Raw genomic sequence first — 14,717 nt, forward strand, 5'->3', positions numbered from 1 at the left:
CCCGTTACTTTGAACGTTTATAAAATGGTGTTGGAACAACTACTGCTTTGACGCGTTTATTACGAATTTCAATTTCTACTTCTGTATCAACTGCTGCGTATTTTACATCAATTAGTGCTAAACCAATGCTTTTCTTTAACGTTGGAGATTGTGTACCACTCGTTACTTCCCCGATTTTTTCTTCTCCTACAAATACAGGGTAATGCGTACGAGGAATACCGCGTTCGATCACTTCGATGCCGACTAATTTACGAGATGCACCGTTTTCTTTTTGCTCTTTTAACGTTTCTTTTCCAAAGAAATCTGCTTCTTTGTTTGGTTTTACCGCAAAGCCAATTCCTGCTTCAATCGGTGTAATATCTTTTGATAATTCTTGTCCGTATAACGGAAGTGTTGCTTCAAAGCGAAGTGTATCACGAGCACCTAAACCACATGCTTTTAAGCCCTCTTCTGCTCCAACTTCAAGAAGTTTCTCCCAAAGTTTTGCAGCATCTTCACTCTTACAGTAAATTTCGAATCCGTCTTCACCTGTGTAACCTGTACGAGATACAAGTGCAGGAATTCCATCTACAAGAATATCGTTTTTAAATTTAAAGAACTTAATTTCTTTCAAATCTTCTGACACAACTTTTTGTAAAATGCCTTCTGCTTTTGGTCCTTGAATTGCAAGCTGCGCAACTTCACTAGAAACATTGACTACTTTCGCATCGCCAATTACATGACTTGCTAACCATTCGTAATCTTTCTCGATATTTGATGCATTGATTACTAATAAATAGTCTTCTTCACCACGTTTGTAGATTAATAAATCATCTACTGTACCACCATTTTCGTAGCACATAGCTGTATATTGTGCGCCTCCTACCTTTAAGGTAGATACGTCATTTGTAACAACACGTTGTAAAAATGCTAAACTATCTACACCTTTTACCTCAACTTCTCCCATATGAGACACATCGAACAAACCTGCCGCTGTACGTACAGCTTCGTGTTCTTCTTTAATGCTTGAAAATTGAACTGGTAATTCCCAGCCACCAAAGTCGATTGTTTTCCCACCATACTTCGCGTATACATCAAATAACGGTGTACGTTGTAATGTAATCATGCTCTTTCCCCCTTATGCTCTGACAAATCAATAAAAGTTGCTTCCCATATCTAAACATTTTCATTCTGAAAAGATAGGATATACGGAATCTCACTATATTTTTTTATGAAAGCGTAAATAAAAAAGTACTTTCTTGGATAAAATACGAAAGATTCCACACATTTCACACCATTATCCTAACATCATTCGCTATATTTCATCAATATTCTAGCATAAAAAATAATTTAGAATTTTTCATTCTTAATCTTACTAAATACAACTTTTGAGATTTAATGCTTATTATTGTCTATCATATAGCCTTTAATAACGATAACAAAGCCTTCTTTCAAGGCGAATCATTATACATGTAAAAAATAATTACTTTAACTTATAAAAGGTGGGAGAGTCGTAATGAATGTTGATATTTCCGTAGATCGGACGTGGCAAAACAATTTTTTAAATAGAATTGAAGAAGATGGTCCTTGGACAAACTGGGATTTATACCATTTAGCTTATGAAACAGAAAAATCGTTACTTGTTCCTACTTTCGATGGACTACAAGCACCGAAGCACTTATCCCATTTCACACCGCTTCCTCATCAATTAGAAGTCGCTCAAAATGTTATTGAACAAATGAACGGTAAAGCGATACTAGCCGACGAAGTAGGGCTTGGAAAAACAATTGAAGCTGGACTTATTTTAAAAGAATATATGGTGCGTGGGCTTGTGAAAAAAGTACTCATACTCGTCCCAGCCTCTCTCGTGTCACAATGGGCATACGAACTAAATACAAAGTTTTTCATTCCAGCTGTAGCTCAAAAGAAAAGCTACTCGTGGGAGCAAGCTGACGTGATCGTATCATCAATTGATACTGCAAAACGTTCACCACATCGCGATATCGTTTTGAACTTAGAATATGATCTTATTATTATCGATGAAGCACATAAACTAAAAAATAATAAAACAAAAAACTATGAATTTGCACAGCGATTAAAAAAGAAGTTTTGTTTATTACTAACAGCTACTCCTGTTCAAAACAAGATTGATGAAATTTTCAACCTTGTTTCTTTATTAAAACCGGGACATTTGGGCAATCAATCCAACTTTGAAGAATACTACGCTTCAAAAAATCGTTCAGCCGAATCAGATGAAGACTTAAAAGCTCTCATTAACAAAGTAATGGTCCGAAATAGACGTCATAATACCGGAATTGATTGGCCGAAGAGGCATGTACGTACAATTTTTGTAGAGTTTAATAAAGAAGAGCAAGCTTTATATAATGCAATTGAACACTGGGGAGGACGAGATGCCTTCACATCTGCTTTCTCATCCTTAACATTAAAACGCGAGGCATGTAGTAGCCGTGAAGCTGTGTACTATTCATTAAAAAAGCATGTAGAAAAACGTCAGAAAGAAAATGAACAATATATAAAAGATCCATATATTGATGTACTAATGGACAATATTAATCATATTCCATTCAACTCAAAAGCAAATAAAGCTCTTGAGCTTATAAAAGAAATTGACGATAAAGTCGTCATCTTCACGGAATATCGAGCGTCACAAATGTACTTACAATGGTTTTTACAGCAGCACGGCATTTCTTCCGTTCCGTTCCGCGGTGGATTTAAACGCGGGAAAAAAGATTGGATGAAGGAACTTTTCCAAAAACACGCGCAAGTATTAATTGCAACGGAAGCTGGCGGAGAAGGAATTAACTTACAGTTTTGTAGCCATATGATCAATTATGATTTGCCATGGAACCCAATGCGTCTTGAACAAAGAATTGGACGTATTCACCGTCTTGGTCAAAAAAATGATGTTCATATTTATAACTTAGCTACAAAGCATACTGTTGAAGAACACATTTTGAAACTGTTATATGAAAAAATAAATTTATTTGAGCGTGTTATCGGTGAACTCGATGAAATTTTAACAAGAATTAATATGAAAAACATCGATGCGCATATTCAAGAAATTTTTGCGCAATCAAAAAGCGAAGGAGAAATTCGAATTAAGATGGAAAACTTAACATCTATTATCGATTTTGCGAAGCGAAATGAAGCTGAGGTGCAAGGCTATGCAGCAACATGAAATCCATAATTACTTAAACAATTTCTTTGAAGCGAATAACTGCGAAATTTTAGGACGTTCCCCTCACCTATTAGATGTGCAGTTAACAATTGAGATGGATAAATTATTAATGAACCGCCCTTTCTATTGGCACTATCTTGAAAAAACAGGAGGCGTACCGAATCCGATGCGCCTTACTCTTATTACAAATCCAGAAAACGAAGAAAACGATGGCGAACTTATTCACTACGGTTCACCACGACTACATCAAATTTTCCAGACAACGAAAGAATTAGGCTCTTACATACGTTTATATGAGGAAATAAAGCATAACGGGGCAACGCATACACCGCTCCATCCTTGGCTCGGTGTAAATATAAAAGTGTCTTATCAATGTGATCGAAAAAAAGACATCCTTCATTCCATTGGTATTCATCTCATCTCTGGAACAATGATGGCAAATTTTCATGAAACATTAACTAACATTAAACTTACACCGAAAATACCTGATTTTTGTTTTACGCTCTCTCCTATCATTAAGCCTCAAAGCGGCTTACAACGTATAGAGGACGCTTTAAAAAATATAATTGCAGAAGATGATCATGCGTGGGCGAAAGAAGCGAGGGTACGTTGGAATCACGATTTAGATCTTTTAAATCGTTTTTATGAAGATAGTGATGAACTTCCTGAAAGCTATGAAATTGAAAAACAAGCCTTGCAAGAACAATATGAACCACGTATTACAGTGCAAATTATTAACGGTGGCCTCTTTTATGTTACCGCTAATCATTTTCTATCTTAAAAAAGCTCCTTCCGTTTTTAGAAGGAGCTTTTTTTTATTTATTTTCTATCCTACTCGCTATCGTCACTACGCTCTTGCTGTTTTTTCTGTGCCATACGTTTCTGCTGTGCACGATCCTTTGCGCTCACATGATTTGCATCAGTTGGAAGGTTTTCTTTCGAACGTCCAATTCCATTGCTCATCTTTCCCACTCCTTTTTACGTTTTTCAAAACACATGTTTATTTTCAGCTAGAGTTACAATCCTTATACAAAAAAATAAGAGCAGCCATTGGCTACTCTTACTCACTCACATATTTTTGAAACATATCATGGATGCCTTTATTTACGAGGTTCGAGATCTGTTCGTCAGATTTATTCGGATAACGATCGCGCAATCTGATAGATGCCTTCACCATTAAATTTTCTAATACAGAACGGCCACCTTCTCCATAAATAATTTCAGCATACTTAACAAGCCTTCCATCCTCTACTGTTGCTGGATTATGATTGAAGAAAAATTTACTCATTGTTTCCACCTCTCTCTTTGATAACGTTTACATTTATATATTTTATTTATGTTATTTATTTCACAATATTGTATGCACGTATATTTAATTAGTTTCATTATAAAGCAACATATCGATAGTACATATGTGATTTTCCGTCCATTTTGTGAACAAACCAAAAATGAAAGCGTTTCCTTTATTATATACTAAAAAAACTTACTACGCTAGGGGCAATTTTTTCAATCTACTAATCCCTCAAAAATTGATATATTTTTTCTTTTCCAATCAAACCTTATACAATTTTCAGAAATTATATTATAAAATATATGTATGACTTAAGGAGGATTTGTATGAATCAAAATAAAAAAGCTATATTAGATCTTGTCTTTTATCTCGTAATCCCATTCCTCATTTGGAAATTTGCAAAACCTTATATTGATCCTTATTACGCGATGTTAATCTCCTCTGTTCCGGGGATTATTTATACACTGTATACCTTTAAAAAAGAAAAGCAGTTTAACGTGACAGGATTCTTTATTTTAATTACACTCATTTCTAATACGACGGTAGATTTATTATCTGGATCAGCTGAACGAATGTTGTGGAACGATGCGTATTATCACATCGTACTCGGTATTATCGTCATATGTACAATTTTTATAAAAAAACCACTTATGTTATATTTCGCAGCAGATATTGCAGCACTACAAGGGCATGACCGTGATAAAAGTCGTGAACTGTATCGTGATAGTCGTATATATCCAGCACTACAATATTTAACGCTATTTTTCGGGCTTCAATTTATATTAAAAAGCTTTTTAAAAATTTATTTCATCTCCGTTTTCGGTGTAGATGGCTACGGTGAAATGAGAGCGATTATGACTGCTGTCGGCTGGGGCATTTCAATTTGTATCGGAATAGGGTTCGTATGGGTGAACAATAAAATACATGCGGTTACTGAGGAAAAAGAGTCTGTACAGTAAATGAAAATCCCCTAGTATATAACGCTACTAGGGGATTTTCATTTTGCTAGACATATGACTAAAAGTTAACTTGATTTTTTCCTTTTATTTTTTACGTTTCGATAAAATAAAGCTGCACTAAGCGGCATAACACCAAACCATTTATTTAAAAATGGCTCTTTTTCAGAGCGGCGTTGTTCTTTCTTTTGTTTACGATCTTCTTTTGGTGCATCCATATATGACACAAACTGCTGCGTCACAAAGCGAACATAATCATTAGTAGACATATTATCATCACCTCTACTTGATTAGTATGTCCACTTTTTTATTCATTAATCTTTTCCTTTAATTCATTCATAATTTGCTTTACTGACTTATTTGTCGTGTCGATATGAATATGTGCCTCTTCATAATACGCTCGGCGCGATTCGAATTTCGTTACAAATGCCTCTATATCTTTCTTCTGAAATAGTGGTCGTGTCGTATCTTCACGAAGCCTTTCTGCAATTACATGCGGATCACAATATAAATACACGACAGTCCCGTTCTCTTTCATCCACTTTCGATTTTCCACTCGCTCAATAATCCCTCCACCAGTTGTAATGATTGCATTATGAACTGGTAGTGAACGTAACATCTCACTTTCATATTCTCGAAAAGTTATTTCGCCTTCTTCTGCAAAAATATTTCGAATTGCCTTCTCTTGCTTCTCTTCGATTTTTTGATCTGTATCTACAACATCCATTTGCAGTTCTTTACTTAACGCTTTTCCAATTGTTGTTTTCCCAGCTCCCATATAGCCGGTTATGTATATAGATTTCATTTTCTGTCCTCTCAATCGTCATGTATTAATTGTTATTATAACGAAAGATGCTACTTTGTTTAATAAAAAAACGTTTTGTTCTTCTTATACTAAGAAGAACAAAACGTAACATACTCGCTTTTACCTATAAGTACCTCTTCTCACCCACTGCGTTGCAATCCATTTCTCGCCTTTCGTTACAGGTGCCCCTCCATGTAACGTAAGCTCATTTAGTGATTGATCTTGATAAAAATACTCAAAGTATACTGCCATTCCCTTTCTAGGGTGTACAGAAAGATTTAATTTCGGGAAGAACGTTTCTCCGCCTTCTTCTACATCATTTAAGTACATTACAAGCGTGCTAATACGATTATTAGCAGCTGATCTACTATGTTCCGCAAAATAATCATAGTGCGCTTTATATTGTTGATCCACTTCATAATTTAAAATGTGCAATCCTTCTCCATGCGTCACCGGAACATTCATGATAGATGAAATACGTTTTTCAATCTTCGAAGTAAGTTCATTCTCTTCCAAAAATGCGCCGCTACTTGTTCGGATATCATTTACATCACGTGCTGAACCAATTGTAGAACGTTTTATTTTATTTTTAGACATTTCAATTAATTCGTTGCATTCTTCGTCACTTATTACATTTCCTAATACGACGATAAGAGGTTCTTCGAATTTCGAAATAATTTGTATTTCCCTATCTTCTGTCATAATCGTATTTCCTTTATGATCAAAAATAGTTTGTTCTTTATTTTCACCTATTTGATTGTTATTTGTCATTTCCCTATTCTCCCTAAAAAAAATGATTGGATAGCATGAATATATCATATTCTTTCTACCTTTCTCTTTTTTGAGAAAATTTAAACTTTTGATCGTTATATTTATCCATTTCCCAAAAGAAATTGAAGCTCTTCACAATGGAAATTCATGGTTTTACTCCGCATACTTTACCTGTCATCCTTCTATCCAATCAAATATTTTCTCATCATTTTTTCTATACCGAAAGCTCACCGTATAGAAAATTCTTTGTTTTGTCTCGCACTGCAAAGAAACGAGAATCATATCATTTTCAAATTCGTACTTTCCACTCACTTTTCCCTTTGTATATGGAAAGAAAAAGGTACCATCTCTTTCTGTTTTCTGTAAGTCTACTTTTATATCTGCAATAGCTCGATTAATCAACTCTTCCACTAAAAATTTTTTCTCTATTTCAGTATAAAATTTTTTATCAGAAAGCAACATATTCGTTTCGTATACAAAAAAAGAGGTTAATAAAATTAAAAAAATGATTGTTGCTGGCATTGTAAATCCATCTTGTTTTTTCATTCCTTTATTTCCATTTCGCTATATCTTACAACTACACCTTCATGTATTTCCCCACTAGTATCTTTCATATTTATAAAGAGCACATGAGGTGTTAGTTTGTACGAAACATTGCCAACCTTTTGTAATATAACTTCCCTTCCACGCATATTCACTTTTCTTATAAGATGATTATTCACTTTTTCATATATCACTTCATCCCCATTACGCAAACGGAAGCGTAAAATACTACCTTTATTTTCAAGGGCCATTATATGTTCCCCAAACGATACCTCACGAAACTCCAGTTGTACTTGGCCTAAAAACACATCCCACTCCCACTCATTTAATCCTTTTAAGTGTTTATTCTCCATTCCGATAAAATGAAGACTCGGTAAAAGTAAAAAGAACAGGGATACTAGAAACAAACATACGATCATTTCTATTAATGTAAATCCAACTTCTAATTTATTTTTCCTCCCACATAAAAACATTGTTCCATCATTCTTCCCTTCACATCTTTCCACATAGTACACACTTCACTTCCTCCCCAATATGTGTAATATACAAGTTCGTTTATAATTTTTTCTTTTACTCGCATTTCCTCATTCTCATACATATATAAAGCTGCTTCTTTTTTTAATAATACGAATGCCTTATAGCGGAGTTGTATATTTTTTCTTTCTTGCATGACCAATACTGTTTGCGGCAGCAGTACCGATACCGCCATCATTAGTATGCTTAACGATACAAGCATTTCAGCCATTATGGATCCTTTTTGATATTTCACGATACGTAAATCTCCCTCTTCCGAGCTGAAATACAATCTCATATTTATAACTTCGATACGAAAGTAAAATTGTACCACCTCTATTAATATTTCCGCTCGGATTATATGTCATCGGATTTGGAAATGTATGCAAATCAATTTGTATATCGTTACCGTAGTCTCTCGACACAATAAAATGATTCGTACCCGACTCCTCAATGTAATACGTGTTTTTCTCTTTATACCACCGTAGCGTATAGTATTTCTGACGATTTATCGCTAATTGTTGCATATACAAAATATCATTTGAAAATTGGCTCAAAAATTGTTCGACTTTTTGTTTTTCATATAATGAATGAACATTAAAATACGTAATCATACTTAAGACAGAAATTACAAATAAAACGAGCAACATTTCTAAAAGAGTAAATCCTTTTTGTTTCACAATGTCCCGATTGATACTGTGCCATCATCTGAAATATGAATAGATTCACCATTCGGACACTTATGAGTTGTAATATATTTTTCGTCACTTAGCTCTTTTAACGAAGGAATTTTATTATGCTGTAATTGATATACCTGTATTTGCGCTTCTATAGATTTCACATAGGCTGCGCATCCTTTTCCTTGAACTGATGAGCGCTGCTTCACTACATTCGGAATAATTAATAGTAATAATACAGTTATAACAACCATAACTAATAACATCTCTAACAGAGTAAATCCTTCCTCATTCTGCATGTAAATGCCTCCTAAATGGAATTCATCATTTGAAACATCGGCATAATCATCGCTAAATACATAAGAACAACTATTCCTCCAATGCATGTAAATAAAATCGGTTGAATGATAACTAACATACGTTTCATTTTTTGTTCCATCTTTTCTATAACAAGATCGCTATAGTCCTCTAATTCAACTGCCAAATTACCGTTTGCTTGTCCATGCCTAATAATATAAGAAAGTTCTTTTTCGTAATAACCACTTTTAGCAATGATAGATTGTAACGATTCTCCTGCAATTAATTGCCGTTCAATTCGGGCTGCTTCATACTGAAAAAATCGATTATATTTTTGCTCCATCATTATTGTGAGTGCTTCGAGCACCGATAGTCCGCCGTACAATAAACCACTCAATTGAGTGGAGAAATAATGCGAATGCTTTAAAATAAGAAATACTTTTATGAGAGGAATACGAAGCATGATTTTTACCTGTTCAATATGTGGGAGTTTCCGAAAATAAAACAAATATACGCTACATCCAATAATAAAGATAAGAATACCGCTAAAAATAATGTAAGGTATTCGTTTAATTGCACTTAAAATTTGTTCTGTAAATAGCGGCGCTGTAGAACCAAATGAACTATACACCATTTCAACCTGCGGTAATAAGATGAGATTGAAAACAGCAAGCATAATCATTAAAAAGAATGCTAATAACATAGGATACTGCATTATTTTCATCATATCTTTCCTATACTTATCCTTCTTATAAAGAAGTGCGCTCCCTTGTTGCAATGCAAAAGAAATATCACCATGTTTCTCAGCATAAAATAAATAACTTAACATCTCCTGATGAAACATTAATTGATGAAACGAATCGTGTAGACTTCTCCCCTCTTTTAATCCCTCAATCATATGCTGTAATTGTACTTTCTTTTCTAAGGGTAATTGAAACCGTAAAAATTCTAGTGCCTGCAAAAGGGAGTATCCTTTTTCTAATAGTTCTCCTAATCGTTTCAACAATACTAATTGCTCACTTAAACTCCATGTTTTCTTAAACATAAACATCTTCTTCTAAAAATCCTAAAGCATACCCTTTTCGTATCGAAGATTCTAATGTTTCATGTTTGTACGTAACACATTCTCCGTTCGCTTCTTTAATTGCTTGTTGCAAATCATATCCATCTAACAACTCGTAAACGCTTGCTTGTCTTACTTGCCGCATTGATTTACATAAAATTGAGCACTTTCCTCTGCAAAATGGACACTTTAATTCAACAAGTCGCTGTGCAGCTACAGCCAATAAAGCTTGTTCAATTTCTTGCCTCGTTATGCCATAATCCATAAATCTGAGTATCGCTCCTTTCGCATCATTCGTATGCAGGGTCGTCATTACTAAATGTCCAGTTAAACTTGCTCTTACAGCTATTTTTGCTGTTTCTTCATCCCGGATTTCACCAACTAATATAATATCTGGATCATGGCGTAAAATAGCCTTTAGTCCAGCCTCATATGTGATACCTGCTTTTTCATTTATTTGAATTTGTAATAAATCGTCTTTTCTTTTTTCAACTGGGTCTTCAAGTGTTACAATTCGACGTGTTTTCCTTTTTCTAATTACCTCTAATAATGCATACATTGTCGTTGTCTTCCCAGAACCAGTCGGTCCAGTAAATACGAGTAGACCATGTGAATAACGTAAAAAAGAGAGGAGTTTTTCCGCCGTACTTGGAAATAACGAAAGATGAGATAACGGCTGCACAGATGCTTGTAAATGAAGGCGAATCACGAGACTTTCTCGATATACAGTCGGAAGTGTTGAAAGACGTAAATACACTTCTTGTCCATCAATTTGTAAATACAATGAACCATTTTGTGGCTTCCGCCTCTCTCCTATATCCATGGATGCCAAAAATTTAAAGTGCGAAACAAGTTTTTCTCCAAACTCCTTTTCAATACATTGTTTCGTAATTAAATCTTTTCCTATACGTAGCTGAACCGCTACATCCTTCTGCCGGGGCACAATATGTAAGTCCGATGCTTGTACCCTACACGCTTCTTTCAAAATTGTATTCGCAAAAATTTCAATTCCATTCATCATTTTCCCTCCTCACTATGTATATAGCATGAAAAAATGCACAATAAAAATTGGGACTTTTGTATTTTCATCAGAATAAAAAGGAAAATTATGTTTGTGAAATTATGAACAATTTCCGAATTATTGTCTGAAATTACCTATATGGAAGTTTATCTGTATTATAATGTTATTATCTTGGATAAAGTGATAAAGGTGGAGATCCTCATGGAACAAGCTTTAAAAATTACAGGTGTATTATCTGACCCAACTCGTTATTACATTTATAAATATATTTCTCAAAAACATAGTTACGTAACTGTACAAGAAATTGCAGATGAGTTTGACATTCATCCAAACGTAGCACGCTTACATTTATCTAAATTAGAAGATGTTCATATGCTTAAATCTGAAACAAAGAAAACTGGAAAGGGTGGAAGACCAAGCAGATTATATGTATTATCTGATGATGTTATCCAATTGCAATTTCCATTCCGTGATTATCAATTATTAGCAAAAATAGCGTTCAATTCTCTCCTTAGCCTTGGAGCTGCTGGTGAAAAAGCGCTATACGAAACAGGAAAACAATTCGGGGCAGAATTAATGCAACAACATATGCACCGCTTAAATGTGAGTGAAGAAGACTTAACAGTAGAACAAAAAATTCAAATTGCAAAAGAAGCTTTCTCAACAGCTGGTTTATCACCTGCATTTGAATTAAGTGCAGATGGAACAAAAATTTTCTATGATGTACACAATTGTCCATTTAAAGAAGTTGCTGTTCATCACCCAACTGAAATTTGTAATATGCATGGGGATATGATGAAAGGGATTTTTGAAATCCTATTCCCTAACATGGAATTAACACGAAATGATAGTCTACTAGATGGATGTAAATCTTGTAATTATAAATTAACAATTTAATTTCTCATATAAAAAGAAGCCAATTATAATTGGCTTCTTTTTATATGAACGAATATTTACAATAGTAAGAAAAATAAACTATAATGAGGAGAGGTTTACTTTTTCTAGAAAAGGAGGGAGATGGCATGGAGCGCATGTTTCGCGTTCTCGGCTTTTGGACTGGAATTTTCTCGGTTATGTTTTACGTAGGGGATATGCAACAGGCTGCACTACTATTTTTAGGACAAACAGGTTTCTTCGTACTTTTAAGTTATTTAAAATTAACAGAGCGTATGTATATATACGTATTTGGGGCCTACTTAACTGTTTTCTTCATAGGATTTACATACTACACGACGTTTTTACTTGTCCCTGGGGCTGGACATTAAAAGATGGCAATTTGCCATCTTTTTTTTAATCCCGGAATTTCCTAGTTGACTTATAGGTTTTATTACCTTATATTCTATATAACATATTGGAATTAGGGGGAATCAACATGAATACACTGCTTGTCGGAATTAACGTTGCAGTCATGCTCATTTTAGTCGGCGTATTATATTATATGCAACGTAAGCATGTATCTTTTAATAAACGTGTATTTACTGCTTTAGGAGTCGGAATTTTATTTGGTCTTATATTACAATTTATTTATGAGCCTACTTCTAAAGTAATTATTGAATCAAATACTTGGTTTAGCTTAATCGGTAACGGTTATGTGAAATTGCTTCAAATGATCGTTATGCCACTTATTTTAGTATCTATTATTTCAGCCTTTACAAAATTACAATTAACGAAAAATCTTGGTAAAATCAGTGGCCTTATTATCGGAATTTTAATTCTTACTACAGGAATTGCTGCAGCTGTCGGAATCGCTGCAAGTGCAGGATTTGATGTATCAGCAACAGGCCTACAACAAGGTGATGCAGAATCTGCTCGTCTGAAACTAGTTGAAGAAAGATTTACTTCTATTGAAAAGACAACAATTCCAGACAAATTATTAGAGCTATTACCTACAAATCCATTTCTTGATTTAACAGGTGCTCGTCCAACATCAACAATTTCTGTCGTAATATTTGCAGCCTTTATCGGCATTGCCTTTATAGGTGTGAAACGAAAATATCCAGAACAAGCAGAGTTATTTAAGAAGATGCTTGATGCTGTATATGCAATCGTAATGCGTATGGTAACATTAATTTTACGCCTTACTCCATACGGCGTATTAGCTCTTATGGCAAAAACAGTTGCTGGTAGCGATATAAATGCTATTTTAAAACTTGGTAACTTCGTATTAGCGTCTTACGTAGCACTTATCGTAATGTTCGTTATTCACTTATTATTAATTGCTCTATCTGGTTTAAATCCAATTCAATATTTAAAAAAGGTATTCCCTGTATTAACATTTGCATTCACATCTCGCTCTAGTGCTGGTGCAATGCCATTAAATATTGAAGCGCAAAAAGAAAAGCTTGGTATTTCCGAAGGGATTGCAAACTTCGCAGCTTCATTCGGAGTATCTATCGGTCAAAACGGTTGCGCAGGTATTTATCCAGCAATGCTTGCAATGATGGTCGCTCCAACTGTAGGAATTGATCCGTTACAACCACAATTTATTTTAACTTTAATCGCTGTCGTTGCTATTAGCTCATTCGGTGTTGCCGGTGTTGGTGGCGGTGCAACATTCGCAGCGTTAATCGTACTATCTACAATGAACTTACCAATTGGCATTGTCGCTCTTGTTATCTCGGTTGAACCATTAATCGATATGGGCCGTACAGCTCTTAACGTAAGTGGTTCTATGACAGCAGGTCTTATTTCTAGTAAATGGCTTGGTGAATTAGATCAAGATACGTACAATCAAGATGATACAAAAACTGGTGAAATTGCTTCATAATAAGAAAAAGACGCTAACATAAAACTGTTAGCGTCTTTTTTTACATCTCATCTTGAAAAGTATCACTCCAAGCATTCTTCTAGTTGCTCTTTTAACTCCTCCTCAATCTCATAATAAGAATAATCAACAAGTTCTCCTACTTTCTTACTCCCCCAAATTCTTGATTGAGTTAGCATTCCTAAAAGGATATTTTCACATTTCCAAATTGGAATGATATAAAAGTCAATCATCTCACCTTCTTCATCTACTATCGCCATGGAAACTGATGAATAATACCCCGTTTCAAAGGGATCCTCTTTTTCTCTTTCGAATCCAATGTCTAATTCCATATTTTTCTCAATATATAAATGCGCATACTCTCTAAAAAGTTTAAGTGATATTCGCTCTATCTCCTTTTCCATACATTGAATTTTCTCTTTCAATTCCAATGTAAAATCTCGTTCTTTATACTTCATTTCCGTCTCCTTACACATAGAAAAAGAGAATACAATAACATATTCTCTTTTCTCAAATATATTTCATTATCTCACAGCCCGTCCTTTTCACAAATAACCATTCTGCTCGCACCATTTATGAAATTGTCCTACGTCCACTCCAACTAACACGATATCCTTTAGCTCGACATCAATACTTTGTTCTCCAATTATAATAGCGAAGTGTGGTTTTAATTGTTCTTCGTTTTTCTTTACAATTCCAATTCGGTTCCGATGCGGGCCATCTTTTATATATGCTTTTTGCCCTACAATATCAAAGTTCAAGATTCTCACCTCTTTTACTGCGCTCAAATTGGAAATACAATCTCCACCTCGGAAAATTTCCTTTCATTGCACTATTT

22 protein-coding genes are annotated in these 14,717 nt (G+C 34.5%); 7 read left to right on the plus strand and 15 right to left on the minus strand.

Annotated elements, in window-relative coordinates:
- Positions 1-4 precede the first annotated feature (4 nt).
- The gene (gene gcvT, locus ACUN26_RS17755; RefSeq protein ID WP_000631761.1) at positions 5-1,105 is read right to left on the minus strand and encodes a glycine cleavage system aminomethyltransferase GcvT; all 1,101 of its coding nucleotides are present in this window, start codon (positions 1,103-1,105) and stop codon (positions 5-7) included.
- Positions 1,106-1,495: 390 nt separating this feature from the next.
- Between gcvT and ACUN26_RS17760 the strand changes: the two genes are divergently transcribed.
- Both ACUN26_RS17760 and ACUN26_RS17765 read left to right on the plus strand, forming a co-directional pair.
- On the plus strand, positions 1,496-3,178 hold the full coding sequence (locus ACUN26_RS17760; protein ID WP_001100044.1) for a DEAD/DEAH box helicase: 1,683 nt from the start codon (positions 1,496-1,498) through the stop codon (positions 3,176-3,178).
- Positions 3,165-3,959 carry a YqhG family protein gene (locus ACUN26_RS17765; protein ID WP_001183954.1) on the plus strand — a complete coding sequence of 265 codons (795 nt, stop codon included), beginning with the start codon at positions 3,165-3,167 and terminating at the stop codon, positions 3,957-3,959. Before ACUN26_RS17760 ends, ACUN26_RS17765 begins: the two co-directional genes overlap by 14 nt.
- Positions 3,960-4,009: 50 nt before the next feature.
- Here ACUN26_RS17765 and ACUN26_RS17770 read toward each other — a convergent pair whose 3' ends face one another.
- Both ACUN26_RS17770 and ACUN26_RS17775 read right to left on the minus strand, forming a co-directional pair.
- Positions 4,010-4,141, minus strand: coding sequence for a hypothetical protein (locus ACUN26_RS17770; protein WP_000064664.1), 132 nt, complete (start codon positions 4,139-4,141; stop codon positions 4,010-4,012).
- Between the two features lie 97 nt (positions 4,142-4,238).
- A complete protein-coding gene (locus ACUN26_RS17775; protein ID WP_000032702.1) occupies positions 4,239-4,466 on the minus strand; it encodes a hypothetical protein in 228 nt (75 codons plus the stop codon).
- Between the two features lie 72 nt (positions 4,467-4,538).
- Here ACUN26_RS17775 and ACUN26_RS17780 point away from each other — a divergent pair, with 72 nt between their 5' ends.
- Positions 4,539-4,655, plus strand: a complete 117-nt coding sequence (locus ACUN26_RS17780) for a GTP pyrophosphokinase (protein WP_073990725.1) — start codon at positions 4,539-4,541, stop codon at positions 4,653-4,655.
- A 140-nt stretch (positions 4,656-4,795) separates the two neighbouring features.
- Positions 4,796-5,428, plus strand: a complete 633-nt coding sequence (locus tag ACUN26_RS17785; RefSeq protein ID WP_001073100.1) for a VC0807 family protein — start codon at positions 4,796-4,798, stop codon at positions 5,426-5,428.
- Positions 5,429-5,493: 65 nt separating this feature from the next.
- Here ACUN26_RS17785 and ACUN26_RS17790 read toward each other — a convergent pair whose 3' ends face one another.
- The 10 genes from ACUN26_RS17790 to comGA all read right to left on the minus strand — a co-directional run bounded on the left by ACUN26_RS17790 (position 5,494) and on the right by comGA (position 11,112).
- Positions 5,494-5,694, minus strand: coding sequence for a YqzE family protein (locus ACUN26_RS17790; RefSeq protein WP_000106086.1), 201 nt, complete (start codon positions 5,692-5,694; stop codon positions 5,494-5,496).
- A gap of 38 nt (positions 5,695-5,732) precedes the next feature.
- Complete coding sequence (locus ACUN26_RS17795) at positions 5,733-6,230, minus strand: shikimate kinase (protein WP_000836652.1); 498 nt, start codon at positions 6,228-6,230, stop codon at positions 5,733-5,735.
- Positions 6,231-6,350: 120 nt separating this feature from the next.
- The gene (locus ACUN26_RS17800) at positions 6,351-7,001 is read right to left on the minus strand and encodes a 2OG-Fe(II) oxygenase (RefSeq protein WP_000183875.1); all 651 of its coding nucleotides are present in this window, start codon (positions 6,999-7,001) and stop codon (positions 6,351-6,353) included.
- Positions 7,002-7,175: 174 nt separating this feature from the next.
- Positions 7,176-7,547 carry a competence type IV pilus minor pilin ComGG gene (gene comGG, locus ACUN26_RS17805; protein WP_000743702.1) on the minus strand — a complete coding sequence of 124 codons (372 nt, stop codon included), beginning with the start codon at positions 7,545-7,547 and terminating at the stop codon, positions 7,176-7,178.
- Positions 7,544-8,017: a competence type IV pilus minor pilin ComGF gene (comGF, locus tag ACUN26_RS17810; RefSeq protein ID WP_000477944.1), complete on the minus strand. Its 474-nt coding sequence runs from the start codon at positions 8,015-8,017 to the stop codon at positions 7,544-7,546. Before comGF ends, comGG begins: the two co-directional genes overlap by 4 nt.
- Complete coding sequence (locus tag ACUN26_RS17815) at positions 7,987-8,289, minus strand: hypothetical protein (RefSeq protein WP_000829525.1); 303 nt, start codon at positions 8,287-8,289, stop codon at positions 7,987-7,989. Before ACUN26_RS17815 ends, comGF begins: the two co-directional genes overlap by 31 nt.
- Positions 8,282-8,737 (minus strand): competence type IV pilus minor pilin ComGD, encoded by a 456-nt coding sequence (comGD, locus tag ACUN26_RS17820; RefSeq protein ID WP_000810404.1) that lies wholly within the window; start codon positions 8,735-8,737, stop codon positions 8,282-8,284. Before comGD ends, ACUN26_RS17815 begins: the two co-directional genes overlap by 8 nt.
- Positions 8,734-9,033: a competence type IV pilus major pilin ComGC gene (comGC, locus tag ACUN26_RS17825; protein WP_001178691.1), complete on the minus strand. Its 300-nt coding sequence runs from the start codon at positions 9,031-9,033 to the stop codon at positions 8,734-8,736. The genes comGD and comGC overlap by 4 nt, the downstream gene beginning before the upstream one ends.
- 11 nt (positions 9,034-9,044) lie before the next feature.
- Positions 9,045-10,082: a competence type IV pilus assembly protein ComGB gene (gene comGB, locus ACUN26_RS17830; protein WP_002093281.1), complete on the minus strand. Its 1,038-nt coding sequence runs from the start codon at positions 10,080-10,082 to the stop codon at positions 9,045-9,047.
- The gene (gene comGA / locus ACUN26_RS17835; protein ID WP_001013172.1) at positions 10,069-11,112 is read right to left on the minus strand and encodes a competence type IV pilus ATPase ComGA; all 1,044 of its coding nucleotides are present in this window, start codon (positions 11,110-11,112) and stop codon (positions 10,069-10,071) included. Before comGA ends, comGB begins: the two co-directional genes overlap by 14 nt.
- Before the next feature lie 204 nt (positions 11,113-11,316).
- Between comGA and ACUN26_RS17840 the strand changes: the two genes are divergently transcribed.
- The 3 genes from ACUN26_RS17840 (at position 11,317) to ACUN26_RS17850 (ending at position 13,882) form a co-directional block, all read left to right on the plus strand.
- Positions 11,317-12,012 (plus strand): helix-turn-helix transcriptional regulator, encoded by a 696-nt coding sequence (locus ACUN26_RS17840; RefSeq protein ID WP_000434112.1) that lies wholly within the window; start codon positions 11,317-11,319, stop codon positions 12,010-12,012.
- A gap of 125 nt (positions 12,013-12,137) precedes the next feature.
- Entirely contained in the window at positions 12,138-12,380 is a 243-nt protein-coding gene (locus ACUN26_RS17845) for a DUF2626 domain-containing protein (RefSeq protein WP_000440717.1), read from the plus strand.
- Between the two features lie 107 nt (positions 12,381-12,487).
- Positions 12,488-13,882: an L-cystine transporter gene (locus ACUN26_RS17850; RefSeq protein ID WP_001094349.1), complete on the plus strand. Its 1,395-nt coding sequence runs from the start codon at positions 12,488-12,490 to the stop codon at positions 13,880-13,882.
- A 62-nt stretch (positions 13,883-13,944) separates the two neighbouring features.
- Here ACUN26_RS17850 and ACUN26_RS17855 read toward each other — a convergent pair whose 3' ends face one another.
- Both ACUN26_RS17855 and ACUN26_RS17860 read right to left on the minus strand, forming a co-directional pair.
- Positions 13,945-14,337: a hypothetical protein gene (locus ACUN26_RS17855; protein WP_000875405.1), complete on the minus strand. Its 393-nt coding sequence runs from the start codon at positions 14,335-14,337 to the stop codon at positions 13,945-13,947.
- Positions 14,338-14,424: 87 nt separating this feature from the next.
- Complete coding sequence (locus tag ACUN26_RS17860) at positions 14,425-14,640, minus strand: DUF3912 family protein (protein ID WP_001008324.1); 216 nt, start codon at positions 14,638-14,640, stop codon at positions 14,425-14,427.
- Positions 14,641-14,717 lie beyond the last annotated feature (77 nt).

The organism is Bacillus sp. WC2503, assembly GCF_052682895.1.

Coding starts and splice junctions, on each gene's coding strand:
- ACUN26_RS17800 (WP_000183875.1), bottom strand. CDS start 7,001: ATGACAAATAACAATCAAATAGGTGAAAATAAAGAACAAACTATTTTT.
- ACUN26_RS17815 (WP_000829525.1), bottom strand. CDS start 8,289: ATGGCTGAAATGCTTGTATCGTTAAGCATACTAATGATGGCGGTATCG.
- comGC (WP_001178691.1), bottom strand. CDS start 9,033: ATGCAGAATGAGGAAGGATTTACTCTGTTAGAGATGTTATTAGTTATG.
- ACUN26_RS17785 (WP_001073100.1), top strand. CDS start 4,796: ATGAATCAAAATAAAAAAGCTATATTAGATCTTGTCTTTTATCTCGTA.
- comGA (WP_001013172.1), bottom strand. CDS start 11,112: ATGAATGGAATTGAAATTTTTGCGAATACAATTTTGAAAGAAGCGTGT.
- ACUN26_RS17760 (WP_001100044.1), top strand. CDS start 1,496: ATGAATGTTGATATTTCCGTAGATCGGACGTGGCAAAACAATTTTTTA.
- ACUN26_RS17840 (WP_000434112.1), top strand. CDS start 11,317: ATGGAACAAGCTTTAAAAATTACAGGTGTATTATCTGACCCAACTCGT.
- ACUN26_RS17770 (WP_000064664.1), bottom strand. CDS start 4,141: ATGAGCAATGGAATTGGACGTTCGAAAGAAAACCTTCCAACTGATGCA.
- ACUN26_RS17850 (WP_001094349.1), top strand. CDS start 12,488: ATGAATACACTGCTTGTCGGAATTAACGTTGCAGTCATGCTCATTTTA.
- ACUN26_RS17765 (WP_001183954.1), top strand. CDS start 3,165: ATGCAGCAACATGAAATCCATAATTACTTAAACAATTTCTTTGAAGCG.
- ACUN26_RS17855 (WP_000875405.1), bottom strand. CDS start 14,337: ATGAAGTATAAAGAACGAGATTTTACATTGGAATTGAAAGAGAAAATT.
- ACUN26_RS17845 (WP_000440717.1), top strand. CDS start 12,138: ATGGAGCGCATGTTTCGCGTTCTCGGCTTTTGGACTGGAATTTTCTCG.
- ACUN26_RS17790 (WP_000106086.1), bottom strand. CDS start 5,694: ATGTCTACTAATGATTATGTTCGCTTTGTGACGCAGCAGTTTGTGTCA.
- comGG (WP_000743702.1), bottom strand. CDS start 7,547: ATGAAAAAACAAGATGGATTTACAATGCCAGCAACAATCATTTTTTTA.
- ACUN26_RS17775 (WP_000032702.1), bottom strand. CDS start 4,466: ATGAGTAAATTTTTCTTCAATCATAATCCAGCAACAGTAGAGGATGGA.
- ACUN26_RS17780 (WP_073990725.1), top strand. CDS start 4,539: ATGCACGTATATTTAATTAGTTTCATTATAAAGCAACATATCGATAGT.
- gcvT (WP_000631761.1), bottom strand. CDS start 1,105: ATGATTACATTACAACGTACACCGTTATTTGATGTATACGCGAAGTAT.
- comGB (WP_002093281.1), bottom strand. CDS start 10,082: ATGTTTATGTTTAAGAAAACATGGAGTTTAAGTGAGCAATTAGTATTG.
- comGF (WP_000477944.1), bottom strand. CDS start 8,017: ATGTTTTTATGTGGGAGGAAAAATAAATTAGAAGTTGGATTTACATTA.
- ACUN26_RS17795 (WP_000836652.1), bottom strand. CDS start 6,230: ATGAAATCTATATACATAACCGGCTATATGGGAGCTGGGAAAACAACA.